The 26,321-nt window shown below is 37.4% G+C and carries 35 protein-coding genes; 21 read left to right on the top strand and 14 right to left on the bottom strand.

Features of this window, described 5'->3' with window-relative positions; genetic code table 11:
• The 11 genes from GWJ05_RS18375 to GWJ05_RS18335 form a co-directional block, all read right to left on the bottom strand.
• The coding region (locus GWJ05_RS18375) for an Hsp20 family protein (RefSeq protein ID WP_161681312.1) at positions 1-290 on the bottom strand (290 nt) is incomplete at its 3' end.
• 183 nt (positions 291-473) lie between these two features.
• A complete protein-coding gene (ymcF, locus tag GWJ05_RS18645) occupies positions 474-614 on the bottom strand; it encodes a cold shock small protein YmcF (protein WP_419894627.1) in 141 nt (46 codons plus the stop codon).
• Between the two features lie 7 nt (positions 615-621).
• Entirely contained in the window at positions 622-834 is a 213-nt protein-coding gene (gene cspE / locus GWJ05_RS18370) for a transcription antiterminator/RNA stability regulator CspE (RefSeq protein ID WP_004244726.1), read from the bottom strand.
• A gap of 340 nt (positions 835-1,174) precedes the next feature.
• Positions 1,175-1,573, bottom strand: a complete 399-nt coding sequence (locus GWJ05_RS18365) for an antiterminator Q family protein (protein WP_161681557.1) — start codon at positions 1,571-1,573, stop codon at positions 1,175-1,177.
• Between the two features lie 49 nt (positions 1,574-1,622).
• Complete coding sequence (locus GWJ05_RS18360) at positions 1,623-2,264, bottom strand: recombination protein NinG (RefSeq protein WP_202612580.1); 642 nt, start codon at positions 2,262-2,264, stop codon at positions 1,623-1,625.
• 30 nt (positions 2,265-2,294) lie between these two features.
• Positions 2,295-2,744 (bottom strand): hypothetical protein, encoded by a 450-nt coding sequence (locus GWJ05_RS18355; RefSeq protein WP_088495870.1) that lies wholly within the window; start codon positions 2,742-2,744, stop codon positions 2,295-2,297.
• 25 nt (positions 2,745-2,769) lie between these two features.
• Positions 2,770-4,155 (bottom strand): replicative DNA helicase, encoded by a 1,386-nt coding sequence (locus GWJ05_RS18350; RefSeq protein ID WP_161681560.1) that lies wholly within the window; start codon positions 4,153-4,155, stop codon positions 2,770-2,772.
• Complete coding sequence (locus tag GWJ05_RS18345) at positions 4,155-4,922, bottom strand: helix-turn-helix domain-containing protein (RefSeq protein ID WP_161681555.1); 768 nt, start codon at positions 4,920-4,922, stop codon at positions 4,155-4,157. The genes GWJ05_RS18350 and GWJ05_RS18345 overlap by 1 nt, the downstream gene beginning before the upstream one ends.
• Complete coding sequence (locus tag GWJ05_RS18465) at positions 4,919-5,092, bottom strand: hypothetical protein (protein ID WP_004251793.1); 174 nt, start codon at positions 5,090-5,092, stop codon at positions 4,919-4,921. The genes GWJ05_RS18345 and GWJ05_RS18465 overlap by 4 nt, the downstream gene beginning before the upstream one ends.
• Positions 5,093-5,187: 95 nt before the next feature.
• Positions 5,188-5,535, bottom strand: a complete 348-nt coding sequence (locus GWJ05_RS18340; RefSeq protein ID WP_004247478.1) for a hypothetical protein — start codon at positions 5,533-5,535, stop codon at positions 5,188-5,190.
• 142 nt (positions 5,536-5,677) lie between these two features.
• Positions 5,678-5,905, bottom strand: a complete 228-nt coding sequence (locus GWJ05_RS18335) for a transcriptional regulator (RefSeq protein WP_004251796.1) — start codon at positions 5,903-5,905, stop codon at positions 5,678-5,680.
• A gap of 96 nt (positions 5,906-6,001) precedes the next feature.
• Between GWJ05_RS18335 and GWJ05_RS18330 the strand changes: the two genes are divergently transcribed.
• The 12 genes from GWJ05_RS18330 (at position 6,002) to GWJ05_RS18275 (ending at position 14,134) form a co-directional block, all read left to right on the top strand.
• Entirely contained in the window at positions 6,002-6,643 is a 642-nt protein-coding gene (locus GWJ05_RS18330; protein ID WP_161681554.1) for a S24 family peptidase, read from the top strand.
• Positions 6,644-6,784: 141 nt separating this feature from the next.
• Positions 6,785-7,951, top strand: a complete 1,167-nt coding sequence (locus GWJ05_RS18325) for an XRE family transcriptional regulator (RefSeq protein WP_161681553.1) — start codon at positions 6,785-6,787, stop codon at positions 7,949-7,951.
• On the top strand, positions 7,951-8,472 hold the full coding sequence (locus GWJ05_RS18320; RefSeq protein ID WP_161681552.1) for a DUF4411 family protein: 522 nt from the start codon (positions 7,951-7,953) through the stop codon (positions 8,470-8,472). The genes GWJ05_RS18325 and GWJ05_RS18320 overlap by 1 nt, the downstream gene beginning before the upstream one ends.
• Positions 8,473-8,827: 355 nt before the next feature.
• The gene (locus GWJ05_RS18315; RefSeq protein WP_161681551.1) at positions 8,828-9,151 is read left to right on the top strand and encodes a transcriptional antitermination N peptide; all 324 of its coding nucleotides are present in this window, start codon (positions 8,828-8,830) and stop codon (positions 9,149-9,151) included.
• Positions 9,152-9,239: 88 nt separating this feature from the next.
• Positions 9,240-9,923 carry a hypothetical protein gene (locus GWJ05_RS18310; RefSeq protein ID WP_161681550.1) on the top strand — a complete coding sequence of 228 codons (684 nt, stop codon included), beginning with the start codon at positions 9,240-9,242 and terminating at the stop codon, positions 9,921-9,923.
• Positions 9,924-10,144: 221 nt separating this feature from the next.
• Positions 10,145-10,309 carry a hypothetical protein gene (locus GWJ05_RS18305; RefSeq protein ID WP_161681549.1) on the top strand — a complete coding sequence of 55 codons (165 nt, stop codon included), beginning with the start codon at positions 10,145-10,147 and terminating at the stop codon, positions 10,307-10,309.
• 168 nt (positions 10,310-10,477) lie between these two features.
• Positions 10,478-10,798 carry a hypothetical protein gene (locus GWJ05_RS18300; protein WP_161681548.1) on the top strand — a complete coding sequence of 107 codons (321 nt, stop codon included), beginning with the start codon at positions 10,478-10,480 and terminating at the stop codon, positions 10,796-10,798.
• A 1-nt stretch (position 10,799) separates the two neighbouring features.
• The gene (locus GWJ05_RS18295) at positions 10,800-11,411 is read left to right on the top strand and encodes an ERF family protein (RefSeq protein ID WP_161681547.1); all 612 of its coding nucleotides are present in this window, start codon (positions 10,800-10,802) and stop codon (positions 11,409-11,411) included.
• Positions 11,411-11,920, top strand: a complete 510-nt coding sequence (locus tag GWJ05_RS18290) for a single-stranded DNA-binding protein (protein ID WP_161681546.1) — start codon at positions 11,411-11,413, stop codon at positions 11,918-11,920. Before GWJ05_RS18295 ends, GWJ05_RS18290 begins: the two co-directional genes overlap by 1 nt.
• A gap of 76 nt (positions 11,921-11,996) precedes the next feature.
• Positions 11,997-12,521 carry a hypothetical protein gene (locus tag GWJ05_RS18285; protein ID WP_161681545.1) on the top strand — a complete coding sequence of 175 codons (525 nt, stop codon included), beginning with the start codon at positions 11,997-11,999 and terminating at the stop codon, positions 12,519-12,521.
• Between the two features lie 253 nt (positions 12,522-12,774).
• On the top strand, positions 12,775-13,026 hold the full coding sequence (locus tag GWJ05_RS18280) for an excisionase (RefSeq protein WP_109850540.1): 252 nt from the start codon (positions 12,775-12,777) through the stop codon (positions 13,024-13,026).
• Positions 13,001-14,134: a site-specific integrase gene (locus tag GWJ05_RS18275; RefSeq protein WP_109402771.1), complete on the top strand. Its 1,134-nt coding sequence runs from the start codon at positions 13,001-13,003 to the stop codon at positions 14,132-14,134. Before GWJ05_RS18280 ends, GWJ05_RS18275 begins: the two co-directional genes overlap by 26 nt.
• A gap of 109 nt (positions 14,135-14,243) precedes the next feature.
• On the opposite strand, the gene icd is transcribed toward GWJ05_RS18275, so the two are convergent.
• The gene (gene icd, locus GWJ05_RS18270; RefSeq protein ID WP_036937671.1) at positions 14,244-15,497 is read right to left on the bottom strand and encodes an NADP-dependent isocitrate dehydrogenase; all 1,254 of its coding nucleotides are present in this window, start codon (positions 15,495-15,497) and stop codon (positions 14,244-14,246) included.
• A 138-nt stretch (positions 15,498-15,635) separates the two neighbouring features.
• On the opposite strand from icd, the gene rluE reads away from it, so the two are divergent.
• From rluE to GWJ05_RS18230, 8 genes are all read left to right on the top strand, one after another.
• Positions 15,636-16,265, top strand: coding sequence for a 23S rRNA pseudouridine(2457) synthase RluE (gene rluE, locus GWJ05_RS18265; protein WP_036937674.1), 630 nt, complete (start codon positions 15,636-15,638; stop codon positions 16,263-16,265).
• A complete protein-coding gene (locus tag GWJ05_RS18260; RefSeq protein ID WP_036937677.1) occupies positions 16,258-16,707 on the top strand; it encodes an NUDIX hydrolase in 450 nt (149 codons plus the stop codon). Before rluE ends, GWJ05_RS18260 begins: the two co-directional genes overlap by 8 nt.
• A gap of 109 nt (positions 16,708-16,816) precedes the next feature.
• Entirely contained in the window at positions 16,817-17,920 is a 1,104-nt protein-coding gene (gene mnmA, locus GWJ05_RS18255) for a tRNA 2-thiouridine(34) synthase MnmA (RefSeq protein ID WP_036937680.1), read from the top strand.
• Between the two features lie 2 nt (positions 17,921-17,922).
• Positions 17,923-18,552 carry a high frequency lysogenization protein HflD gene (hflD, locus tag GWJ05_RS18250; protein WP_036937683.1) on the top strand — a complete coding sequence of 210 codons (630 nt, stop codon included), beginning with the start codon at positions 17,923-17,925 and terminating at the stop codon, positions 18,550-18,552.
• Positions 18,553-18,583: 31 nt separating this feature from the next.
• Complete coding sequence (gene purB / locus GWJ05_RS18245; protein WP_036937687.1) at positions 18,584-19,954, top strand: adenylosuccinate lyase; 1,371 nt, start codon at positions 18,584-18,586, stop codon at positions 19,952-19,954.
• 218 nt (positions 19,955-20,172) lie between these two features.
• Positions 20,173-20,847, top strand: a complete 675-nt coding sequence (gene phoP / locus GWJ05_RS18240; RefSeq protein WP_036937690.1) for a two-component system response regulator PhoP — start codon at positions 20,173-20,175, stop codon at positions 20,845-20,847.
• Position 20,848: 1 nt separating this feature from the next.
• Positions 20,849-22,312 (top strand): two-component system sensor histidine kinase PhoQ, encoded by a 1,464-nt coding sequence (gene phoQ, locus GWJ05_RS18235; RefSeq protein ID WP_036937692.1) that lies wholly within the window; start codon positions 20,849-20,851, stop codon positions 22,310-22,312.
• 164 nt (positions 22,313-22,476) lie between these two features.
• Positions 22,477-23,598, top strand: coding sequence for a ribosomal protein uL16 3-hydroxylase (locus GWJ05_RS18230; protein ID WP_036937695.1), 1,122 nt, complete (start codon positions 22,477-22,479; stop codon positions 23,596-23,598).
• A gap of 98 nt (positions 23,599-23,696) precedes the next feature.
• Here the strand turns inward: GWJ05_RS18230 and GWJ05_RS18225 are convergent, their stop codons facing one another.
• Positions 23,697-23,975, bottom strand: a complete 279-nt coding sequence (locus GWJ05_RS18225; protein WP_052038520.1) for a hypothetical protein — start codon at positions 23,973-23,975, stop codon at positions 23,697-23,699.
• A 273-nt stretch (positions 23,976-24,248) separates the two neighbouring features.
• Here GWJ05_RS18225 and GWJ05_RS18220 point away from each other — a divergent pair, with 273 nt between their 5' ends.
• The gene (locus tag GWJ05_RS18220; RefSeq protein WP_036937698.1) at positions 24,249-24,971 is read left to right on the top strand and encodes a vWA domain-containing protein; all 723 of its coding nucleotides are present in this window, start codon (positions 24,249-24,251) and stop codon (positions 24,969-24,971) included.
• 99 nt (positions 24,972-25,070) lie between these two features.
• Here the strand turns inward: GWJ05_RS18220 and pepT are convergent, their stop codons facing one another.
• A complete protein-coding gene (gene pepT, locus GWJ05_RS18215; protein WP_036937701.1) occupies positions 25,071-26,315 on the bottom strand; it encodes a peptidase T in 1,245 nt (414 codons plus the stop codon).
• Positions 26,316-26,321: the final 6 nt, after the last annotated feature.

Here is a 26,321-nt window from a genome sequence, read left to right as displayed (position 1 = left end):
TGGATCCATTTATCATTGTCTTCTTCTGATTTTTCTTCTTTTTTCCCTTCAATCAATAAACGACTTCCTTTTAATGAAACCGATAAGTCATCTTCTTGATATCCAGGCACACTCACTGTCAGTTCATAATGGTTATCATCAATCTGTTTCAGGTTATAGGTCTGAATTGGTGATGCAATAGGCTTACTACCTGTTAACTGACTAAACAGGCGATCTATCTGATCAAAGCGGTTTGACAGTAGGTTGTCAGATAATGCTGGGAATAATGAAAAAGGTTTAATGTTAGGCATATAACTCCTCCTTCAGTATTTAGTGAATTATGGGCGGTATCTTATTTACCCAAAATATAAATATGAACGAGCAAGTATTTTTCAAGCCCTAAAATCTAAATTTTTTATCTTTAACCAACATGGGATTGTAGATAGCAAAAAACCCCGCCGAAGCGAGGTTTTGTATATTCAACTATTTAATGCTCAACTCATTTGAGCTGTCATCACACTTTTGCAAAAGATGCATTTTGCGCCGTGTGGATTGTTCACTGTGACATCAAATTGTGATGTTCTATATTGTGAACTGCTACAACAAGGGCATTTAAAATAGAGGCGAATAGTAATAGCGCCTTTAGAGAGCCACCACGTTGCCTGCTGCTGGGCCTTTCATACCATTTTCCATGGTGAATGAAACTTGTTGGCCTTCCGCTAATGTTTTGAAACTATCACTTTGGATTGCAGAGAAATGTACGAATACATCTTTGCTGCCATCAGCTGGAGTAATAAAACCAAAACCTTTACCTTCATCGAACCATTTTACTGTACCAGTCATTGTATTAGACATAGAATTTCCTTTAATTTATTTAATTTGCCATAAGGCATATGCGGTTTGTTTTGTATTTTTACTTATGGGAATTAATTAGAAGGAATTCACAATGAAGAGGTATCGAGGATAACGCTAAACGGGAACAACTTTAAACTTACTAACATAAATAGGTCTGTACTTCCAAACCAGTGACGCTATTAAGCCATAGAAAAATTCAGATAGCAAACTTTATTTTTTAGCGATAAATCAGCTTAAGTAGACCTATAAAAAATACAACCCCGCTATACTCACGAGGTTTTTAATTGATAAGAGGTGTAGCATCAAAACCATCATTAACACAATATATTGTGTTTTGTAATTACGCAAGGCTATAAATGTGGTGTTTCCTAATTATTTTATCCATGTCTAATTTTACGTTGTCAACCGATAAACACCCTTCAATAAATCCTTCCGCTGTCTGCAATCGCTTAGACACTTCATTATGAGAAATACCGAGTTTTGAAGCCATTGAACGCAAAGGATAATTCTTCACATAGTACATAATAACCAACTGAAACAAGTAACTATTATTTACCTTTAAATGTAATACCGCTTTATTGATTTTTAAGCCATCATCATCTGAACATTGCTCTCGGCTTCGTCTTGAGCTTGGAATTAATCCTTTAAAACCGGCGGCAATTGATGAGTAATCGATACTATTTCCCTCATTAGCTGACCACGCACCCCAACGTGATAAAACTTCCTGCATATCTCTCATACAGACTTCTCCAAACCATTTGTTACCTTGTTACCTATTGATTAATCACTTACACCTTCATCTCTCTTTCTCGTTTTAATTGCCTCACCTTCGCTCTGTATTTATCACGTATCTGGATATAATCTTCGCGTCGCCAATGCGGGAGCTCATGAGGTCCTCGTAACCAATCAACTAATTCTTGACCAAATTTTTCGATAAGTTTTTCCTCATACTTTTGACTTACACTGGCATTTTTATGAGTAAATAGCCCAGCTCCACCATTACATGATTTACATTGCTTATATGCATTACGTTCATCAAATCTCAGCTCAGGGTGTGAACCCACAGATAAAAAATGACCACAATCCCACTGCCCTCCATGTAAATCTGGGGGATTAGTTTCACCACAACTAATACAGGGTTCATCATGATCTCTGAGTCTGATATATTGATTAAACGCAGTTTGAGCTTGTTTGATAAAATATGAGGTAGGTTTTACTGCTAACTTGCGGGCTTTGAGTTTGTCTCTTGCTTTGATTTCCTTTTCTCTTTGTGCCTTTTTGAGTTTTACTAACGCTTTTTCTTTTTCCTTATTCCTTCGTTTTATTGCCAGTTCTGCTCCGTGTTCTGGGCAACACCACCAAATATTACTGTATTTAGGATGAAACCATTCTCTACATATTTTACAGCACCGTCGCCTTAGCACCTTCATTCTATTTTCCTTTGATTTGTCCATCAGCAATTATTCCTCTTGATTTCTTTTTAAACTCATATATTCAGAATTACTGGGAATGATGATGGGAATTCCCTTCTCAATGCACCATTGTTCATGTTTCTCCATCATGTAAAGCATCCTTGCTTTATCCATCTTGCTGGTTTTTTCACGCTCACCGTTTTCATTGCGCCCTAACCAATGTCCAACAAAATATTCATGAGTTTCCTCATTAGTGATGGGCTTTGATAAAACGATTTCACCAACACCATTTTTAATATCGATAACAACGCCACGCGCACGTAACCACTCGCCTGTGGTTTCCATCCACATACGCCATGTTTTATTCATGGGTATGGTTCTTAAATCACGCCACTCGGTGATTTTGATGCGATAGCGTTTACCTGTTGTCACGATTTCGGAGAGCACTTTGAAAATACTGTTGAGATTGGATTTATGGAGACAGATATCATCTGTCACGAGGTCTCCTTTTTACTTTCATGAGTTAAAACGATTTTTCACAATACCTTTTAGGCTCTCGTTTCGGTTGAGCGCGATATGCAGCCATATATTGATCAACCGGTGTAATACTCAATCCTTGTTGATCAACATACACGGTGCCTGTTTTACCGTGTCGATTGAGCCTTAAAATCATTTCGGTCAGCGTTTCATCCGCATTATCGTGGTACACCGCATCACGATAAATGCCTAACCAATAATCACAATCTTGCTCGATTTGTCCTGTATCTCTTGAATCACTTGGCACGGGACGTTTATCAGCCCTGTTTTCTAATCCTCGATTCAGTTGTACAAGCAACACAACCACCGTATTGAGCTCTTTCGCTAATATCTTTAGCCCCTTAGTGATTTCGCCATAGGCAATATCATTACGGTCAGCTTTTCCCGCTTGCATCAGGGTGAGGTAATCGACACCAATGAACCCAATATCACCGACTTTGCGTTTGATTTTCCGACTTTCAGAGCAAATGTGTTGTAAGGACATGCCAGGTGTATCATCCACCCAAATATTGGGCTCATCTTTAAGGCGACCGATGGCACTGCAAAGCCTATCCCATTCATGCTCTTCTAATTTTTGGTAAAATTTATCTGAGTTAATTTGGGTTTGTTGGGCTAGTGTCCGTTCAACAAGCTGTTTATCCGTCATTTCCATGCTGAACAGCAATACAGGCTTACCTTGTTGTGAGACATTTTTTGCCATTTCAGTGAGAACGGTTGTTTTTCCCATCTTAGGACGAGCACCAATCACGAACAGTGAACCGATGACAATCTGTTTCGGGCTTAATAGGCGGTCAAAATCTTTAAATCCCGTTTTTAATCCTCGATGTTTCTCTGGGTTATCTTGTCGGTCACAAATGTCAGTAAAAACATCATCCAACACATCATCAATTCGGCGTAATCCTGTTTTTCTCCCCATTTTTCCAAACGACGTAGCTTCATCAAGCAAGCGTTGTGCCTGTTCAATTTTATCCGTAAAACTTAACTCACTTGGCACCATCATGAGCTTTTGAATTTCAACCGTCTTTTCGATAACAAAACGCTGTGCGGAACACTCTCGGATTTTTTTCGCATAAGCCATAATGTTAGCAATACTCGGTGTTTCTCTTGCCATCTCAGCGAGATAGGCAAAGCCACCTGATTGATTAATTCGCCCTTTTGACTCCAGACAATCCGTCACCGTCATAATGTCTATTGGCATACGTTGGGTATACATTTCTCGCAGGGTGAGATAGACAATTTGATGGTGTTGGGCATAAAAATCTTCAGGTTTTAGCAGTGAAAAAATTGATTGCGCATTATCACTTTGTGGGTCAAGCAGGAGTCCTCCAATAACATTTTGTTCCGCCATCAAATTATTCGGAACTTGGTTCATCACAGTGCCCCCTCCCTTGTTTTGAGTACCGTCTCAGGTCTAAGTAAATAATCAAAATTCGCTCGCCAACCCCGATTATTTTCTCCGAAGTACCAAGCACTTGCCGTTTCCATAAAATAATCAAAATAATTTTTAGCTGATTCGACTGTGGGCTCTTTAAGTTCTTTCAGGAATTTGGATATTGCTCTTTTGCGTTTGTCATTCAGTGATTCGGCATTGGGTAATCTATCCCCTGCTGATTCGTTGAAGGCTTGCATGATTTCCTGATAAGGAATGTTAGTTTGTCGATTAACCGAAATCTGCTTTGCAGGTTTCAAGTCGTCAGACGATAGTTTTTTAAGGTTAATTGACTGGTTAAAAGACTTACTGGTTCTGGGTAAAAATTTTTGACTACCCCCTAGTCCAACCGTTTGACTACCGTGGTCAAATTCTTTGACTACTTCTGGTACAGAATTTTGACTAGGTGGTACTGTATTTTGACTACCCTCATCAAGAGATTTAGCCTCCAAATCCAGAATATATAAATTGGAAGTATGCCCCTTATCTGTTTTTCGCGTAACTTTACGAACAAACCCTTTTTTACATAAACTTTTAATGTGGTTTATCGCACTTTGACGACTAATTTCGCAATGACGCGCAATAGTCTCATAAGAAGGAAAGCACTCACCTTTATCATTGGCATTATCGGCAAGTTTGAGTAGCACCATTTTTTGTGCTGTACTCCCCACCTGTAATTGCATGGCTTTTGCCATTAGAAGCATACTCATTTTCGCTCTCCTAATAACTTATCCCGATGTGCTTTCCTTAACTTTGCGTCTTTCAGTGCTTCCTTTAAACGCTGACAACCCAGTGGGGTTATTTCTTGTAATAGCCTATTTCTCATGATGTTTTTATGCTCATCACAGCCATTAAATTCATGATTTATTCTTTGTCTCATGGTATAATTTCTCCATTCCAAAGCTGTATCAAAAAAGGGAAACTGAAGTTTCCCCTTGTGATAAAAACTGGATATTGATACAGTATATTTGTACGTTAAATGGTGAATTCCATTGAACAACACGCCTCGTTTGTTGCCGCAATCGAGGCGTTTTCTTTTATTTTCATTTGAGAAAGTTCACCCATTTGTTTCCACAAAAATCGGTACTCTTCTTCTGAGATTTTTCGTTCTCCTTCCATCACAAAATCAATAATTCCCGATGCGACAAGTGTTTCGCATATTTCAGGATATTTTTCTGTTCGACGTAGGATTGTTGAATCATGAACACCTAACGTTCTAGCCACAGCAGACTGAGTTTTATTTCTCAATGCTTGCAATGCTGAAGCGATTAGGTGATTAGAGATAAATTGATTGAATTGTTTGCGTGTATTTGCGCATTCCATTGTTTAAAGTCCTTATGAGTTAACTAAGGGACAATAATGATCCGTGGCTCATTCCGTATGAGTTGATATTGGGGGAAGAGTTGTCGCTTTATCAGCGACTCCGTAGCAGTCAAAAACTGCGATTGTTAAAGAGCGAATAAAACTATGCAGTTTCTAATTCAGGCCAAATTTTATACCAATCGTCTGGCCTTAAATCTCTGCGTGTAACTGCACCATTTGTTGCTATTTCAATTTCAACACAACGCTTAGGAGAAATAGCACTAACACCAGATGCCATTTGAGAAAGGAAAGACTTCGAAACACCCAATTGGTCAGCTAATTCTTTAGCACCCCCCCACTCAAGTGAATCTATATATTTTTTTAACTCCATATTTACTCTCCATTAGTTTCAAACATGGAGTTTATTAAACACTAAACCCAACGTCAAGTATTTGCTTGTTTAGTCATTACTAATCAAAATAAAGATATGGAAATAAAAAAATTAAGACAAATAAAACTCTCACAGTGGTTTAAAGGTAAAACCCTGCCCACTAAAGAGAAAAGCTATATATCTCAACTGATGAGTGGTAAATCATCGTTTGGAGAGAAGGCAGCTCGTCGTCTAGAAAGAGACTATGGGATGCCTATTGGTTATCTGGATACCCAAGATATTCAGGATGATGAGGTTGAATTCATAGGTAAAGTACCATCAGGTTTAGTCAAAGTACGTGGCGAAGCATTTCTAGGTGTCGATGGTGCTGTTGATATGATTGAAGCCCATAGTGGATGGTTAAAAATATACAGTGATGATGTTGATGCATACGGGCTTAAAGTTAAAGGTGACAGCATGTGGCCTCGCATTCAATCAGGTGAGTATGTTGTCGTTGAACCGAATACATCAGTAAAAACAGGTGACGAGGTATTTGTACGCACGATTGATGGTCACAACATGATAAAAATCTTTAATAAGACTAGAGATGGCGACTATCAGTTCACCAGTATCAACAACTCACATAAACCAATAACGTTATCACCAGATCAAGTAGATACCATTCATTATGTCGCCGCTATAGTGAAGCCTATCAAGTTTATTGATATCTGTGAAAAAACAGACAGAGCATTATTTTAATGGCCTTAAGACATGTTTTAGAGTGCGGTGTGATATGGTAAGTGGATATTTAAAAAAACAACTGCTATATTGACATTAGTTAAATTAAGTGAATTAGAATATCACATCTGCATGTAACATGTTGTTATTTTGGAAATTATTATGTCATCACCGAATCCTAAAATGCTAAAATGGGCAAGAGAGCAGGCAGGTTTAAACTTGCATGAAGCAGCTAAAAAGCTGGGCTTGAAGAGTGCCCGCTTTTCTCCGGAAGAGGTGTTGATGATGTTTGAGTTAGGTGAAAAAGTGCCAACTCAAAATCAGCTGGGTAATTTTGCTAAAGTCTACCATAGACCACTAATATCTTTTTACCTAGAAAAACCACCTGTTATTGCAAATAAAGGCGATGATTTTCGTACACTTTATAATGCTCCAGACCCACTAGAAAATGCAACTGTCAACACATTAATAAGAGATGTACATGTAAGGCAAAAGATTGTCAAAGAGGCACTGATAGATAGCGATTCAGCGATCTCTTTACCATTTATAGGCACATTAAAAAATGACACGACTGTAAGTGAGGCCGCATCTTTCGTTATTGATACTTTCAAAATAGATATCTCCACATACAGAAAACAAAAAGACGCCCATTCCGCATTTAACTTTTTAAGAAATGCAATAGAAGACAATGGCATATTTGTTTTGCTGATTGGAAATTTAGGAAGCCATCATAGTAACATTTCTGTTAATTATTTTAGAGGTTTTGCTCTATCTGACCCTATAGCTCCTTTTATTGTTATTAATGATAATGATTCAAAATACGCTTGGTGTTTCACATTGCTTCATGAGTTAGTCCACCTACTTATAGGCAATACTGGGATCAGTAATGCAAGTATTGATAATCTGGTTGAGAAATACTGTAATGATATTGCTAGCCAGGTGCTAATATCTGATGATGAATTTAAATCTATAGGTGATATCCATAGTCTACCAATGGATGCTTTAGTGGAAAATATCAGTGAACTAAGTATTAAATTCAATGTTAGTTCATCAATGATTGCATATAGATTATTCACTCAAGGAAAAATTGATAAAAATAATTGGGAATACATATCCGATTTTTTTCTAAAGAAATGGCTTGCCAGTAAAGAAGAAAATAATAGTGGGAAATCTAGTGGAGCATATTACCCAACCAAAAGACATAAAGTAGGAAAAGCTTTATCTAATTTGGTCAAAAGATCCATTATTGACGGGGTGCTAACAGAAACTAAAGCTAGCAAAGTTTTAGGCGTAAGCTCAGGAAATGTTATTGAATTGGTGGGATTATAATGAATACTAATGGACTCTTATACCTTATTGATGCCAATATTGTTATACACGCCAATTCTTTTTATTATCCTTTAAATAGAGTTCCTGAATTTTGGGAGTGGATATTATTTCACGCACAAAATAATAATGTGAAATTACCTACCGAAATTATAAATGAAGTTAAAGGTGGCGATAAAGATGAACATGCAAAATGGGTTCATGACAAATCGAATAAGTCCATACTGCAATTAAATGAAGATTTAAATATAACTAATCTAAATAAAGTTCTAAGAGAAGGATATGCCAACGATCTTACTGATATTGAATTAGAAAAAATAGGGCAAGATCCTTTTTTAATATCTTATGCAATGTCATCTCCTCACAACAGAATTATTGTAAGTAATGAAACATCTAGCCCTAGCAAAATTAGAGCCAACAGAAAGGTTCCTGATGTTTGTAAAGCAATGGGGGTTCGGTGCTGTAATGTTTACACTATGATAAGAGAGTTGGACTTTAGAACAAATTGGAAAAACAGTATTTAATAACCTACCTAGCGCCCTCCTTACGAGGGCTTTTTTGTGCACACCTCTCCTCAAAATAAGTGTTCGGCATTACAATCTGCGATTTTTTACAAATAAATTTGCTTAACATTCATGGTTTTGTTAACCATTAGCTAAACAGAGTTTAGTAAATGCTTGACCCATATTTTAGTATTTAATAAACTAAGAACATCAACGGAACACAGCACGTTGATGTTCTTTAACAACGATGGTGGCGAGCTGTGTATTAGCTACCAGAACGGCGACGCTGATAAAGCGTCAACCTTCTCAGAAGGTTTTCGGATTGGTGTTTCATTATTTTATCACCAATCACTAAAGCCAACTGTTTGGAGGATATATGGCAACTATAAAAGTGAAGAAATCACGCAAACCAGACTTTTTACGTGGTAACTCTGCAAATAGACGTCATGCCAGACGGAAAGTAGAAGCCATTGCAATTAAAGATATTGAGATGCAACTAGACTCAATATTTCAACTAGAAACTAAAAAACTAAACCGCGTTGAAAAGACATTATCACTGAGCCACATTCCTGTGACTAGAAGTATTGAACCTAAATTCAAACCATCAGTAGATAACTGTTGCTTACCTAATGTAGCAGTATTTTCAAGAGTTAAAACAAAACAGCCAAACAGTAAGTTTAGAGTGACAGTTAGGGCTTAAATCAAATTACCTTATGGTTTGATTGGATTTACTTTGATGCCATAGTAAAGTTTATCTACTGACGATAATGAAATTACCAGGTAGATAAATGAACAAAAAAACTACTGCATCACGATTACTAAAAGCACTCTTGGCGGCTTCTTTTTTATTTCCTGCTGGGTGCTCAATAACGGCACCTAATAGCGAAGAGGCTCAATTTGCTAAAATGGGAGAGGATAAATTTAAGCTCAAAAGTGGTAACTCAGAAAGCGTTGCGACTCTCAGAGAGAAATATTTAGACCTTTACGGTAGTGAACTGATAAAACCAGAAACATTGTCATGCCGATGGAATTCTAAATGCTACTTCAAGAGGTGGCTAATTAATTACAATAATGGGGTAGAGGAAATGAAAGCCAAGGAATTGGCGGATAAGAAAAAGAAACAACTAGAAGAACAAAATCTGCGCAGAGAGGCATGTATGAAAAATCCAGAGTGCGTAAGAGGTGAGAAAATAGATTCAGCAGCCCAGCAGTTAAACATGGGTTATAACGTTCTCCAGGGAATGTACCAATATGATAAGGGTGGTGCTGACACCTTGGCAAGAATGGTCTGCAGAGAATCAGGTAAGGCACAGAGAGATAAAGTAAGCAAAGAACACATCAATGAATGGGTTAACTCTCTTGATGGAATACCGCCTTATGTAAGGCGGTATGTTGTTCAGGTAGCAGAATCATGCTGGGATTTAAGTTCGCTAGGTATTTCAAACGGGACAGTTAAATTACGGCGTTATTAATTTAAATAAAACATATTCAATTAAGGGGCTAATTACACAGCCCTTTCTTTTACCTCGGTTGTGTGAATACAGATACTTTTACGCACCAACGCCAAAATACTTTCAACCAATAATAATCGCTATCTCAATAGCGAGCTCCTCGCATGAACATAGACACTATATTCAGCGCCCTACTTCTATTCGCAGTCATTTCATTAAGTCTAATTATCGTAAGGTAAATTATGAAAATTGACCAAGATATTTTCCGTCTAGCGCAAGCTCAGGCGCAGGTAGCTATTCGCCAGAAATGTGAGGATATCTGGTGGTTAGCAATGGAACTACTCAAAGAAAGTTATCAGGAGGATTTATGTAAATTTCATACAGCTACTCGAACGGAATTCGGATAATAGACGGCAAAACAGTCATGGAATTTGAAGAAAGTAGCCAGCTTAGTATTGAGGCAGGAGGCGTAAAGAATCGCAGGAACTCGAACACGATGAATTCATGTATCAAACGGGAATGCTAGGACAACAGGGATTGTCATTACCTTTAAATGATTTTGCAGGAAATTTTCAATGAACGTTTCTAACTCTTACCCTTCAGATAAATACCCTCGATTAGCATCTCCGTCATTAGCAAAAAACAGAGAGGAAACTCTAGCTCAAGCTATTGCAATGATTGACGGTCAATTGCCGAATACAAGTGTGCCAGATAGGGAAAAAAGATTAGCAATGGAACTGCTACACATAAACTTGGATACATCGAAAAATCATCCTCCTCTTCCTGAGTATATTCGAGCCCAACGAGATTCAAAAAGGACATATGTACCTAGTAATAAATTTGAAGTCGATTACTACGGAAGTGATCGCCGTCAAGGTCAATATTTAGGGGATTAATATGACTGCTGTATACAAAGCTATTAGTAATGTTGCCAGAGAAATGGCTGAAACGGGCATTAAAAAAGGAAGTGTAAACCAGCAACAAGGATTTATGTTCAGAGGAATTGACGCGGTATATAACGCCCTTGCCCCTGCTCTAGTTAAGCATGGATTGCTGATTCTTCCACGGATCATTGAACGTACCGTCACGGAAAGACAAACACAAAGAGGTGGCTTGTTATTCTATGTCGTAGTGAAAGCTGAGTTTGAATTTGTTTCTGTTGAAGACGGAAGTAAACACACAGTTGTGACTTATGGTGAAGCGATGGATAGCGGAGACAAAGCCACAAATAAAGCCATGTCTATTGCATATAAATACGCAGCTTTCCAAACATTTTGTATACCAACCGAAGAAACAGCAATCGATGCGGATGCAGAAGTCCACAATGCAGCACCGAGAACACCAGATCAAATATTGAAAGATTTTACTAATTCAGCAATGGCTATTACAGATCTCAATATTTTGAAAAAAGAATTTGGTGAAACATGGAAGTTACTCAGAAAAACGCCTGAACAATCGAAAGCAAAGGAAGTATATAACATCAGAAAATCAGAATTGGAGAAGATGTAATGGCAAGTAAAGGTGTAAACAAAGTCTTATTGATAGGACATCTAGGCCAAGATCCTGAAATGCGTTACCTCCCAAATGGCGATGCAGTTACTAATATTACATTAGCCACCAGCGATTCATGGAAAGATAAACAATCAGGTGAAACCAAGGAACGTGTTGAATGGCATAGAGTTGTGATATTCGGAAAACTTGCCGAAATCGCTGGAGAATATATGCGTAAAGGTTCACAAGTCTATATCGAAGGCCAATTACAAACACGTAAATGGCAAGATCAAAATGGACAAGATAGATACAGCACGGAAGTTGTAGTAAATATTAATGGCTCAATGCAAATGTTAGGTAACAACAATCAGGCAGGAAGCCGGAAATCACAACCATCACCTCATCAACACGGATGGAGTCCTCAACAATCTCCTAAACATAATGAACCCCCAATGGACTTTGATGATGATATTCCTTTTGCGCCGATTGGACTTATGTATCCACGATATTTGATTAATATAATTTAGACAATGTTATGGCGGTGGATTAATCACATGGATGTCAGTATTATTTCTACTTTAATTGATAAACTGGATAAAACATATGTCTGCCGAATTAATAACTTTTATTGTCGCTATTTTAGCTGGAGTCGTTTCTATCGTTGGTCTTGTTATTTCAAAAGAAGGTAAAATTTCTGAGTTTAGGCAGTTATGGATAAATGACCTACGATCTGCACTAGTTAAGTTAAATAAAAATATGTTCATACTCCAAGAAATGCATATTAAAGAGATGCCTGAAAAGGAAATAATGCATCAAAAGGCTAATGTAAAAGAATCAATATCAGAAGTGTATCTAAGAATAAATACGTCGAAACCCAATAAAGCTGAAATTGATTTAATAAACATCATTGAATCAATTAAATCACAATTAATACATATACCTAAAATAGGTCTTTTTGAGTGCTACGAAAATGATCTCACTGATAAATCAGCAGCCGTATTAAAAAGTGAATGGAAAAGAGTTAAGAAAGGAGAATTCATCTATAGATTTTGGACTTATATATTTACCTCTATATTTTTTATTACGCTATTATATTTAATAATATCATTCATAGGATTTACAAAGTAAAAATTAAAATTTAAGCCCCGCACTAGCGTGTTTTTTATGACTAAAATCTAGGAGGGGTACTAAAACTTAATGAAACATTAATATTTAAATGGAGTGAAACTCAAATACCAACTAAACAAATTTTAGATTTAACAAATGAAAAATCAATGTTATTCAACATGTAGGAGAAAATGACAAGACACAAAGGGTAACGTTTTAAAAAGAGAATCAATAAATGTCTATTTAAACTGTATACGGCAGTATGGAGAAAAACATGTCAAGAATGGTGACTCTTGAAGCGTGGGCAAGGTTGGAATTTGGAGATGCTTCTCCTTGTATAACGGTATTACAAAAATACGCAAAGAATAACCTTATTGCACCACCTGCAATGAAAGTTGGCCGCAAGTGGATGGTTGATAGAGAAGCTCGTTATGTGGGCTATCTGTCTCTCCCTCAAATTCCTACTAAATCAACGGAACGACTTAAGAGGATAATTACAGATGGCTGCCCGACCACGAACCCATAAAATTATCATCCCTAATCTATATCGAAAGCTAGATAAACGTAACGGCAAAATTTATTGGCAATATAAACATCCCATCACTGGTAAATTTCATAGCTTGGGCACCGACGAGCAAGAAGCGAGAGAAACCGCCATTCAAGCCAATACAATTATTGCTGAACAACATACTCGACAGTTATTAAGTATTAATGAACGGTTATCAAAAATTAAGACAAATAAGTCTGAAATATCTGTCGATATATGGATGGATAAATATTTAGATATTCAAAAAGAAAGATTAGATATCGGTGAATTAAAAATTAATTCTTATCGACAAAAAATGAAACCTATTAATTTATTCCGTCAGTATTGTGGTACGAAAATATTAAAAGAGATAACCGCTTTAGATATTGCTGAAATAATAGATTCCATCAAAGTATTAGGACATTCAAGAATGGCTCAAGTCGTTCGCATGGTGCTTATTGATGTATTTAAAGAAGCTCAACATGCTGGCTATGTTCCGCCTGGTTACAATCCTGCGAAAGCAACTAAACAACCACGGAACAGAGTGAAAAGAGAACGCATGACATTGGAAGAATGGCGCACTATTTACCAGCAAGCTAAAAATCACCCTCCTTATCTGCAATGTGGCATGTTGCTGGCCTTAACCACAGGTCAGCGGATCGGTGATATCTGTAAAATGAAATTCTCTGATATTTGGGATGATATGTTACATATACAGCAAGAGAAAACGGGCAGTAAGTTAGCCATCCCTCTCTCGCTAAAATGTGAAGCTATCAATCTCTCTTTAAGGGATGTCGTTGCTCAATGTCGTGATGCGGTTGTGAGTAAATATCTAGTGCATTATCGGCATACCACCGCACAGGCGAAACGTGGCGAACAAGTCACACCAAATACATTAACCACAACATTTAAAAAAGCACGAGATAAATGTGGGTTAACTTGGGAAAAAGGTACTGCACCAACTTTCCATGAACAACGATCTTTATCCGAGCGACTTTATCGTGAGCAAGGAATTAATACACAAAAATTATTGGGGCATAAAACACAAAATATGACTGATAAATACCACGATGATAGAGGCAAAGAATGGCAAATTATTGCTGTTTAATTGAACAGTTTTGGGGAAGAGTTTTGGGGATATTTTGGGGAAGAATTTTATAGTACAAAAAATAAACGGGAACCAATAAGCTCCCGTTAACTATTTATCAAATCAATAATTACATGTGTTTGATAATCGCGTCACCAAACTCACTACATTTCAGCAGTTTAGCGCCTTCTAACTGACGTTCGAAATCATAAGTTACGGTCTTAGCGGCAATCGCGCCTTCCATACCTTTAATGATTAAGTCAGCAGCTTCTGTCCAACCCATGTGGCGTAACATCATTTCCGCGGAAAGAATAATTGAGCCAGGGTTAACTTTATCTTGTCCTGCATACTTAGGTGCTGTACCGTGTGTTGCTTCGAATAAAGCACACTCATCACCAATATTTGCGCCAGGTGCAATACCGATACCTCCAACTTGAGCCGCTAATGCATCGGAAATATAGTCACCATTAAGGTTCATACATGCGATTACATCATACTCTGCTGGACGTAACAGAATCTGTTGCAAGAATGCGTCAGCGATAACGTCTTTAACGATGATCTCTTTACCTGATTTTGGATTTTTGATTTTAACCCAAGGGCCACCATCTAATAATTCACCACCAAACTCTTCGCGTGCTAATTCATAACCCCAGTCTTTAAAGGCACCTTCGGTAAATTTCATAATATTACCTTTGTGTACCAGCGTGACTGAATCTCGGTCATTATCAATCGCGTATTCAATCGCTGCACGAACTAAGCGCTTAGTCCCTTCTTCTGAACAAGGTTTGATACCAATACCACAATCTTGAGGGAAGCGGATTTTGGTAACACCCATTTCATTTTGCAAGAATTTAATGACTTTATCTGCTTCTGCTGAGCCAGCTTTCCACTCAATACCCGCATAAATATCTTCTGAGTTTTCACGGAAGATAACCATATCAGTCAGTTCAGGGTGTTTAACTGGGCTTGGAGTACCTTTGTAGTAACGTACTGGGCGTAGGCAAATATAGAGGTCAAGTTGTTGGCGTAATGCAACGTTTAATGAACGGATACCACCGCCAACTGGGGTAGTCAGAGGACCTTTAATAGAAACACGATATTCACGGATAAGATCTAAGGTTTCTTCTGGTAACCAAACATCTTTACCATACACCTGCGTAGATTTTTCACCGGTGTAGACTTCCATCCATTCAATCTTACGTTCTTTGCCATAAGCTTTCTCAACGGCTGCATCAACAACTTTTAACATTGCTGGCGTGACATCGATACCGATACCGTCCCCTTCAATATAAGGGATAACCGGATTATTGGGAACAACAAGCTTACCTTTAGCATCTAGTGTAATTTTAGCGCCATTAGCCGGAACAACTACTTTGCTTTCCATTTACCTCTCCTTTCATGTAAGCGCACGCTTTGTTAATTTTTTGTAAGAGACCTGTCAATACTACTTGATTATTCAGCTAACGCCAATCGCTTCTCTTTTAAGGTATAATCAATCTCCCATTTTTTACAAAAATTAGCTATGACAAATCAATTTAAAAGCTCGATTAAAACAAGAAAACATCATGCCCCTTCAACACAAAGAAAACCAGCACGCCTAAGAGGTGAGCGTAAAGTGGTTATCTTTAATAAACCCTTTGATGTGCTAGTCCAATTTACTGATGAAAGTGGTAGAAAAACACTAAAAGATTTTATTCCTATTCGTGATATTTATGCTGCAGGGCGTCTAGATAGAGATAGCGAAGGGCTTTTAGTCTTAACAAATGATGGGAAGTTACAAGCAAAATTAACGCAACCGGGTAAAAAAACAGGAAAAATCTACTATGCTCAGGTAGAAGGCGTTCCTTGTACAACAGCATTACAACAATTTCGAGAAGGATTAGACCTTAAAGATGGCAAAACACTACCTGCACAAGTCGAAATAGTTGAACAACCCGAATGGCTATGGGAGAGAAATCCACCGATTAGAGAACGCCAAACTATTCCGACAACTTGGCTAAAAATCACCTTATTTGAAGGTAAAAATCGTCAAGTGAGACGAATGACGGCTCATATTGGTTACCCTACATTACGCTTGATCCGCTTTAGTATGGGAAATATTACGCTGGATAATCTATTACCTGGTGAATGGAAGGAGATTGATTTTGTTTAAACCTCATGTGACTGTCGCATGTATTGTTCATGCAAAAAATAAATTTCTGGTTGTTGAAGAAACCGTTAATGGCAAAGCAACATGGAATCAACCTGCTGGCCACCTTGAAGCTGATGAAACACTTATTCAAGCTGTTCAACGTGAGTTATGGGAAGAAACAGGATTAACACTTCCTGTTCAATATTTCCTTAAATTACATCAATGGATTGCCCCTGATAAAACGCCTTTTTTACGGTTCCTCTTTTTAATTGAGGCTCAAGAACAAGTTGAAACTCACCCTAATGATAGCGATATCAATTGTTGTCATTGGGTTAGCGCAGATGACATTATTCAAAGCCAGCAATTACGTTCACCTTTAGTGAGAGAAAGCCTGTTATGTTATCAACAAGGTGAACTCTACCCTCTTTCTATTTTAAGTGGCTTTGGTGCACCCTTTAATTAAATAACAGAAAATGGGAAAACAAAGCATCAAAAACAGAGCAACACTTGATGCACCTGTGTCAGTGATATGGTAAAGTATGGCGCTTATTTTTCCGCAGTGAGATCCAGTCATGTCAGATAACAGCCAAAAAAAAGTCATCGTGGGAATGTCCGGTGGCGTAGATTCATCCGTCTCAGCCTATCTTCTTAAGGAACAGGGATATCAGGTCGTTGGTCTGTTTATGAAGAACTGGGAAGAAGACGACGATACAGAATATTGCTCAGCATCAGCGGATCTTGCTGATGCACAAGCCGTGTGCGATAAGCTTGGTATCGAGCTTTACACCATCAATTTTGCTGCTGAATATTGGGATAATGTTTTTGAACATTTTTTATCTGAATATAAAGCAGGCCGCACTCCAAACCCCGATATTCTGTGCAATAAAGAAATAAAATTTAAAGCATTTTTAGAATATGCGGCAGAAGATTTAGGTGCTGATTATATCGCAACAGGCCACTATGTTCGCCGTCGTGATATCAATGGCAAAAGCCAATTACTTCGTGGCGTCGATAATAACAAAGACCAGAGCTATTTCTTATACACATTAAGTCACGAGCAAATCGCACAAAGTCTTTTCCCTGTTGGTGAGATGGAAAAGCCTGAAGTTAGAAAAATCGCTGAAAAACTTGAATTAGCAACAGCGAAGAAAAAAGACTCAACGGGTATTTGTTTTATTGGTGAGCGTAAATTTACCGATTTCTTATCACGTTACCTCCCGGCTAAACCTGGCCCTATCATCACAGTTGATGGTGAAACTATTGGTGAACACCAAGGATTGATGTATCACACATTAGGTCAACGTAAAGGTTTAGGTATCGGTGGAACAAAAGACGGTGGCGATGATCCTTGGTATGTTGTTGATAAAGATGTTGAAAACAACATTCTTGTTGTGGCACAAGGTCATGAACACCCAAGATTAATGTCTGTCGGCTTAATTGCTCAACAATTACATTGGGTATCAAGAGAGCCAATGACTGGGGCGTTTCGCTGTACTGTTAAAACACGATATCGCCAACCTGATATTGCGTGTACAGTAACGCCATTAAGTGAAGATAAAATTGAAGTCCGCTTTGATTATCCCGTTGCTGCTGTAACGCCGGGACAATCAGCCGTCTTTTATCAAGACGAAGTCTGTTTAGGTGGCGGGATCATTGAAACACGTATTCAGGAGTAGATGTGGCTAAAGATTTTCGTGATATAACACTTGCATTGGCAGGCATCTGCCAAGCAAGTCGTCTCGTTCAACAAATTGCTTACCAAGGTAGTGCGAACGAAAATGATGTTGAAGTGATGGTTAACAGTATTTTTAATCTCAATCCCACATCAACACTTGATGTTTATGGTAATCAAATTAGCCATTTAAAATTAGGCTTTCAAACACTGAAAGCTATTCATCAGGCAGTAAGAAGAGAAAAATTAACGCTAGAGTTGATGACTTATCAACAAGGTTTAATCAACTTAGAACGCTTAATCGGACGAAATGATGATTATAGTTCACGTTTATCACAAAAAATTTCTCAATTAGAGCGTCAAAAAAGCTATTTTGAACCTATGTCCGAAGGTGTATTTAATGCACTCGCTGGCGTTTATGTTGATGCGGTTAGTCCTGTAGGCCCTCGCATTCAAGTTCATGGCTCTATCGAACTGTTAAAAAACCCAATTATTCAAGCTAAAGTTAGAGCGTTATTATTAACGGGTATTCGTAGTGCCGTGCTCTGGCGTCAAGTGGGTGGTCGTCGCTTTGATTTTTTATTACATCAAAAGACAATTATCCGACAAGCTGATGATTTTCTCGCTCAATGTTAATACTTTAAATTCAACCTGGGAGTTGCCAACAATGGAATTATCTTCGCTGACAGCGATTTCACCGATTGACGGTCGTTACGGTAGTAAAACTTCGTCGTTACGTTCTATTTTTAGTGAATTCGGTCTTCTGAAATTCCGTGTACAGGTAGAAGTTCGCTGGCTACAAAAGCTGGCATCTTGCGCCGACATTAAAGAAGTTCCTGCCTTTGAAAAAAACGCAAACGATTACCTTGATGCGATAGTTGCTAACTTCAATGAAGAAGATGCAGCACGTATTAAAACCATCGAACGCACCACTAACCACGATGTAAAAGCTGTAGAATATTTCTTAAAAGAAAAAGTGGCGACCATCCCTGCATTACATCAGGTTTCTGAGTTTATTCACTTTGCTTGTACTTCAGAAGATATTAATAATCTGTCTCATGCCATTATGCTAGAAACAGCTCGCCAAGAGATTTTGCTACCAACATGGCGTGAACTTATTGATACTGTTAGTAAAATGGCACAAGAATACCGTGATTTACCTCTTCTTTCTCGTACTCACGGTCAACCTGCAACCCCCTCAACAATGGGTAAAGAGTTTGCTAACGTTGCTTATCGTATGGAACGTCAATATCGCCAACTTACACAAGTTGAGATCTTAGGTAAAATCAATGGTGCTGTCGGTAACTATAACGCACACTTAGCCGCCTACCCTGAAGTAAACTGGCACCAGTTTAGTGAAGAATTTGTGACTTCATTAGGTATTACATGGAATCCATACACAACACAAATCGAACCGCATGATTATATTGCGGAACTTTTTGATTGCATTAGCCGCTTCAATACAATTTTGATCGATTTCGACCGTGATATTTGGGGTTATGTCGCACTAAATCACTTTAAACAAAAAACCATTGCCGGTGAAATTGGTTCATCAACGATGCCACATAAAGTGAATCCTATTGACTTTGAAAACTCGGAAGGAAACTTAGGATTAGCCAATGCCGTTATGGGACATCTTTCGAGTAAGTTACCGCTTTCTCGTTGGCAACGTGATTTAACAGATTCAACCGTTCTACGTAATTTAGGTGTAGGTATTGGTTATGCATTAATTGCTTATCAATCGACCATTAAAGGTCTCAATAAGCTTGAAGTAAATGAAAAACATCTTCGCGAAGAATTAGACTGTAACTGGGAAGTGTTAGCTGAGCCAATTCAAACTGTAATGCGTCGCTATGGCATTGAAAAACCGTATGAAAAACTAAAAGAATTGACTCGTGGCAAACGTATCACAGAGCAAGATATGGCTATTTTTATTGATGGTTTAGAACTACCTGAAGATGAAAAAACTCGCTTAAAATCGATGAAACCTGAAAGTTATATTGGTTTTGCAACTCAGTTTGTTGATAAATTAAACTAATTTATCTCCCTCCCTCTCAAAGGCAGATAATTTCTGCCTTTTTTTATAACAAAAAACGAAGAAAACTATCTGCAACTTAAACACATTGCTAGCTACAGTATTTTTTAAGCAATAGATTGTCTATGATAACCTAATATTTTTATCTGATTAACTAACTATCATTTCCTATATTTATTTTACAACGGTGTATCTTGGCCGATTGTACTCAAGGAGGAATTATGCGGATCTTAATTATTGAAGATAATATTTTACTTCGTCATCACTTATCCGTGCAGTTTCGTGATGCCGGTCATCAAGTTGATGCAGCAGAAGATGCCAAAGAAGCTGATAGTTTTATAACAGAAGGTACACCAGATGTTGCCATTGTGGATTTAGGATTACCCGATGAAGATGGTATTAGCCTTATTCGCAGATGGCGAGAAAATAATGTCACGTTGCCCATCATGGTGTTAACTGCACGTGAAAGTTGGCAAGAAAAAGTCTCCGCATTAAATGCAGGTGCTGATGATTATGTGACAAAACCTTTTCATTTTGAGGAAATTGTTGCTCGTATTCAGGCATTAATGCGAAGAAACATGGGAATTGCATCACAAACTCTCTCTATTGAGCCTTTCGAGTTGGATTTGTCACGTAAAGAGTTCATGATTTCAGGCGAGCAAATTAAATTAACAGCATTTGAATATACGATCTTAGAAACATTAATGCGCAATCAAAATAAAGTCGTTAGCAAAGATGCATTAATGCGCCAGTTATATCCTGATGCCGAATTAAAAGAAAGCCACACTATTGATGTATTAATGGGGCGATTACGTAAAAAAATCTTAGAAAAATACCCTGATGATGTTGTTGTAACAGTACGCGGACAAGGCTACCGTTTTGATATGAAACCTTAATATGCAAAAAAAACAGCGTTCCCCTTTTTCATTACGAACACGATTTTTACTAGCGACCAGTGCCATTATTTTGGCACTTACACTCTCTTATGGGTTGGTAGCCATAGTCGGTTCTATCGTGAGCGTTGATAAAACCACTTTTATGTTAATGCGCAGTCAAAGTAATCTGTATTACAGTTTAGCGCAGTGGAATAAGGGCAAGCTGAATATTGAATTTCCAACAAACCTGAATAATAACAATACGTCGCTGGTCATCATTTTTGATGATAAAGGCAACGTCTTATGGACGCCTTCCGATTTACCCAAAGCGATTCCAAATAGTATTAAGCATAAATGGCGCCATGAAGAAGGTTTATTTGAGATTTTGGTTGATGTCAAAACAACCCGTTTAATGTTACAACAGTTACCTCAATATCGTGTTTATCTTAAACGTCTTGAAGAATATTCAAGCAATGAATTTTTAACTCACTCCGTGGTGATTAACCATTATCCTGCAGCAGATAATATGCCTTATATGGCAATCGCTGTTATCGATCCTATCCCCCAACGTATGCAAAAAGTCAGTCAAGTTTGGGACTGGTTTTTATATATTATTCTCGCTAATTTATTCTTAGTTGTGCCTTTAATTTGGTTAGCTGCCCATTGGAGCTTACGACCTATAAAGCAAGTAATTGAACAAATCAGCGCATTAGAAAAAGGGACACGTAATGATTTAGATGAAAACCCACCAACAGAATTAAAAGGTTTAGTCCGAAATTTAAATGTGTTATTGCGTAATGAACGAAGCCGTTACAGTAAATATCGCACAAGTTTATCTGATCTTACCCACAGCTTAAAAACACCACTTGCCGTGTTGCAATCAACATTACGCTCTTTGCGATCAGGTAAGCAAATGACGATAGAGCAAGCTGAACCTATCATGCTTGATCAAATAGAACGAATTTCACAACAAGTTGGTTATTATCTGCACCGAGCATCGATTCATGGTGATCACGACATTACCACACGAAAACTCCATTCACTGTCAGGATTATTAGATAATCTTTGTAGTGCATTAAGTAAAGTTTACCAATCAAAAGGTGTTGATTTAACACTCAATGTTTCACCTGAAATTATGTGGTTAGGTGAAAAAAATGATTTTATGGAAGTAATGGGTAATATTCTTGATAACGCCTGTAAATACTGTCTAGAATTTGTTGAAATCAATGTAAGTAATAATGAAAATAGTGTAATAATTATTGTTGATGATGATGGCCCCGGCGTCAGCCCTGAAAAAAGAGAAGTCATCTTCCAACGAGGAACAAGAGCAGATACTTTACGCCCAGGACAAGGTTTAGGATTATCCATTGCGATTGATATTATTGAGCAATATCGTGGTGATATTACAATGACTGACAGCCCTTTAGGAGGAGCCCGTATTACAGTCACGTTCGCAGAACAACAACTCACAACAGAACGTGAATAAACTATCCTGAATAAATCACTACCCCACATCATCTTTATGTATGATAACTGTCCACTTATTCTTGTGTTAATCGTTATTACTCACATTGCTCAAAGGAATGTTTAGCAGGAAGTTAGAATTCATTATATTATGACTTCAGGCTTCCCGAATTCAGGATATACACAATGGACTATAAACTTAATTTAGATTGGCAATCATTTCTCGAAAGCCATTGGCAAAAACGCCCTTTATTAATTAAAAACGGCTTCTCACGTTTTGTTGATCCTTTATCTCCTGACGAACTTGCTGGTCTTGCAATGGAAGATGAAGTGGATAGCCGTCTTGTTAGCTGTCAAGACGGACAATGGGGAGTCAAACATGGGCCTTTTGAGCACTTCGAGGGACTTGGTGATAAAGACTGGTCTTTGCTTGTACAAGCTGTCGATCACTGGCATTTCCCTAGTGCGGCATTAATGAAGCCATTTCGTGTATTACCCGATTGGCGCATTGATGATTTAATGATCTCTTATTCTGTTCCTGGTGGTGGTGTAGGCCCACATCTCGATCAATATGATGTCTTTATTATTCAAGGACAAGGTCGTCGTCGTTGGCGTGTGGGTGAAAAAATCCCGATGAGACAACACTGCCCTCACCCTGACTTACTTCAAGTGGATCCTTTTGACGCAATTATTGATGAAGAATTAGAACCCGGTGATATTCTTTATATCCCACCTGGATTCCCACATGAAGGCTATGCGATTGAAGAATCACTTAACTACTCTGTTGGTTTCAGGGCTCCTAATGCCCGTGAACTTTTCAGTGGCTTCGCTGACTATGTGTTAGCTAACGATTTAGGTAGCTATCGTTATAGTGATCCTGATTTAACCGAGCGTGAAAATCCAGCATTAGTACAACATCAAGAGTTAAATAAACTTCATGAAATGATGGAAGATTTACTTGCTCAACCCGAAGTATTCCGCCATTGGTTTGGTGAATTTATTTCTCAATCTCGCCATGAACTCGATCTCGCTGTTCCTGAGCCTTTATATGAAAGCGCAGAAATTCATGATTTACTGCAACAAGGTGAACAACTTCATCGTTTAAATGGTATTCGCGCACTGCGTGTTGGCGATAGCTGTTTTGTAAATGGCGAATTAATAGATACTGCTCATATTGAAGCAGCTGATGCGCTTTGCCAATATGATTATATTGATAAACAACACTTAGGTGAGGCGCTGTCTGATCCAAAATTTGTACGTTTATTAACACACTTAGTTAATCAAGGTTATTGGTATTTTGAAGATTAATTATCACTAATCTTCAATGATAAGTTATAAAGCCCTACCATGTTAATGGCAGGGCTTTTTTATTATTATATATTTTAAAATATCTCTTATTTTCAAACTTAGCGAATAAAATAATTTATTGCTTCTTTTAAAAGAACTCTTGTATTACGGAAGAAAAAAGGAATAACAACAAAAAATGTACTTTGTAAGAAAAAAAGTAATAATGTATGTTTGCTATTTGTCACATAAAGAGAAAATAAAATTAAAAAAGTTATTAGAAAATAGCTAAAAATAATAATAAATGATTGTTGCTCAGATTTTTTAATCATTTCCTTTTTATGAGAATTTAGTTGAGCTTCTGTTACCGGTTTTAATAATTTTCCTGCTATGGTTTCCATTCAATATCCTTATATTATATTTATAAATTTCATTGTGATTATAAGATAAATTTAATAAAGTTAATTTATCAAGGAGTTATTAATTTTAAGCCTATATTGAAATTTTAATATTAAATAATATGTAAGCCCATTATTATAAAATCATTCTATTTTTAATTAAGTGCGTTCATATATTAACACTCCGTCTATTTTTCAGTCAGTTCTCCTATTTTATCTTATTAATTTCCTTTAAGGTAAGGCTAGGTTTTCACCACTTTACTTCTTTTTTCTACAATGGAGTCGTCTATGAAAAAATTTATTGTTTTAATTGCTGCGTTTATTTTACCGTCCATGGTATTTGCAGAAACAGCAGAAATAGCCAATGTGAAAGCACCACCAGCACAAACGGATATCATTTTTGTGTTAGATAAAAGTGGTTCAATGCAAGGATATGAAAAAGATACTATTGGTGGATTTAATACCATTTTAGCTGAAAATAAAAATCGCCCTGAGAAAGTTTATATAACCACGATTTTATTTGACAGTAAGGCTAAAAAACTACATAACCGAATTGATATTAATAAGATAGAAGATTTAACTACTAATGATTATTTTGCATCAGGCAATACTGCATTGTTAGATGCAGTTGGAAATGCGATCACGGAAGAAAATAAACCAAATTCACCTTATAAAAATGTCATGATGGTGATCATAACTGATGGTGAAGAAAATAGTAGCCGTGAATATTCGCTAGAAAAAGTAAAATCATTAATTACTTCAGCAGAAAAAGAGAAAGGTTGGGAGTTTATCTTTTTAGGCGCTAATTTTGATGCGATAAGTGCTGCGGAAAGTATTGGTATTAAATCGTCTAACTCAACTCAATATATTCAAGATGCTAAAGGTTATGGAAATGCCTACGAATCGGTTAATAAAGCCGTTCAGTCTAAGATTGAAGGTAAAGAGTTAAATGAAGATTGGAAATCTTCTGTTGAGCAAGATTATAAAGAGCGTAAATAAATCATCTCAGTTAACAATATAATTAAGAAATATAACTAAAAAATAATAGCCGATATTTCGGCTATTATTTTTATCTTATATAACAAAATCTATCAGTCATTAGCTAATCACTTTTGCCTTTTCTCTTTCCGCTGTTATTTCCGCAATGCGCATGATCACACTCACTGCGGCTTCCATTCCTTCTAAAGAGATAAATTCATGCTTACCGTGAAAATTATAACCACCGGTAAAAATATTAGGGCAAGGAAGTCCACGATAAGAAAGCTGCGCGCCATCTGTACCACCGCGAATAGGCTTAATATTAGGTTCAATATCACAATCAATCATCGCTTGTTTTGCTATTTCAATAACATGTGGGAATTGAACAACTTTGTCATGCATATTGTAATAACTATCATCAATAGTCAGCTCAATATAGCAATCCGGGTGTAAGCCTTTACCTACTTTTTCAGCAATCGCAATCATATTCTGTTTGCGTTTTTCAAATAAATTACGGTTAAAATCACGGATAATATAATGCATTTCCGCTCTTTCTACCGTACCTTTAATACTTTGTAGATGGTAAAAACCTTCATAGCCGTCAGTATTTTCTGGTGTTTCATCGACAGGTAATTCTTGGTGAATACGAGACGCTAATCCTAATGCATTTACCATTACCCCTTTTGCACTACCAGGATGAACATTGTTACCAACAATTTTAATATTCACCGATGCGGCATTAAAGTTTTCATACTCTAATTCACCGACACCACCACCATCAACAGTATAAGCCCAACTTGCACCAAATTCTTTTAAATCAACATAATGTGCGCCACGACCAATTTCTTCATCTGGTGTAAACGCAATACGAATATCACCATGAGGTCGGTTCGTTTCTTTTAAACGTACCATGGCGGTAATAATTTCAGCGATACCCGCTTTATCATCAGCACCTAATAAGGTTTTACCGTCTGTCGTAATTAATGTTTTACCAATCATGGAATGCAGTATTGGAAACATAACGGGTGACAACACTTCATCACCAATACCCAATGCAATATCACCACCACGATAATCTTCAAGAATTTGTGGTTTTACATGCTTGCCCGAAAAATCAGGAGCTGTATCAAGATGCGAAATAAAACCAATAACAGGCACTGGCCAAGAGACATTGGATGGCAAACTTGCCATTACACATCCTTTGTCACTGAGTGTTACGTCAGAAAAACCCAGTTTTTTTAATTCTTGTGCCAATGCCTTAGCCAGTTTTAGCTGGCCATCACTGCTTGGCGACATTTTTGAAGATGGTTTTGATTGAGTATCAAAATTAATGTATTCAAAAAAACGTTCTAATAATTTATCCATTTTGCC

It is taken from the genome of Proteus sp. G2626, from assembly GCF_009915985.1.
GTDB lineage: Bacteria > Pseudomonadota > Gammaproteobacteria > Enterobacterales > Enterobacteriaceae > Proteus > Proteus vulgaris.
The sequence above is the reverse complement of the archived record's forward strand: the minus strand, read 5'-3'. Positions and strand labels throughout refer to the sequence as shown.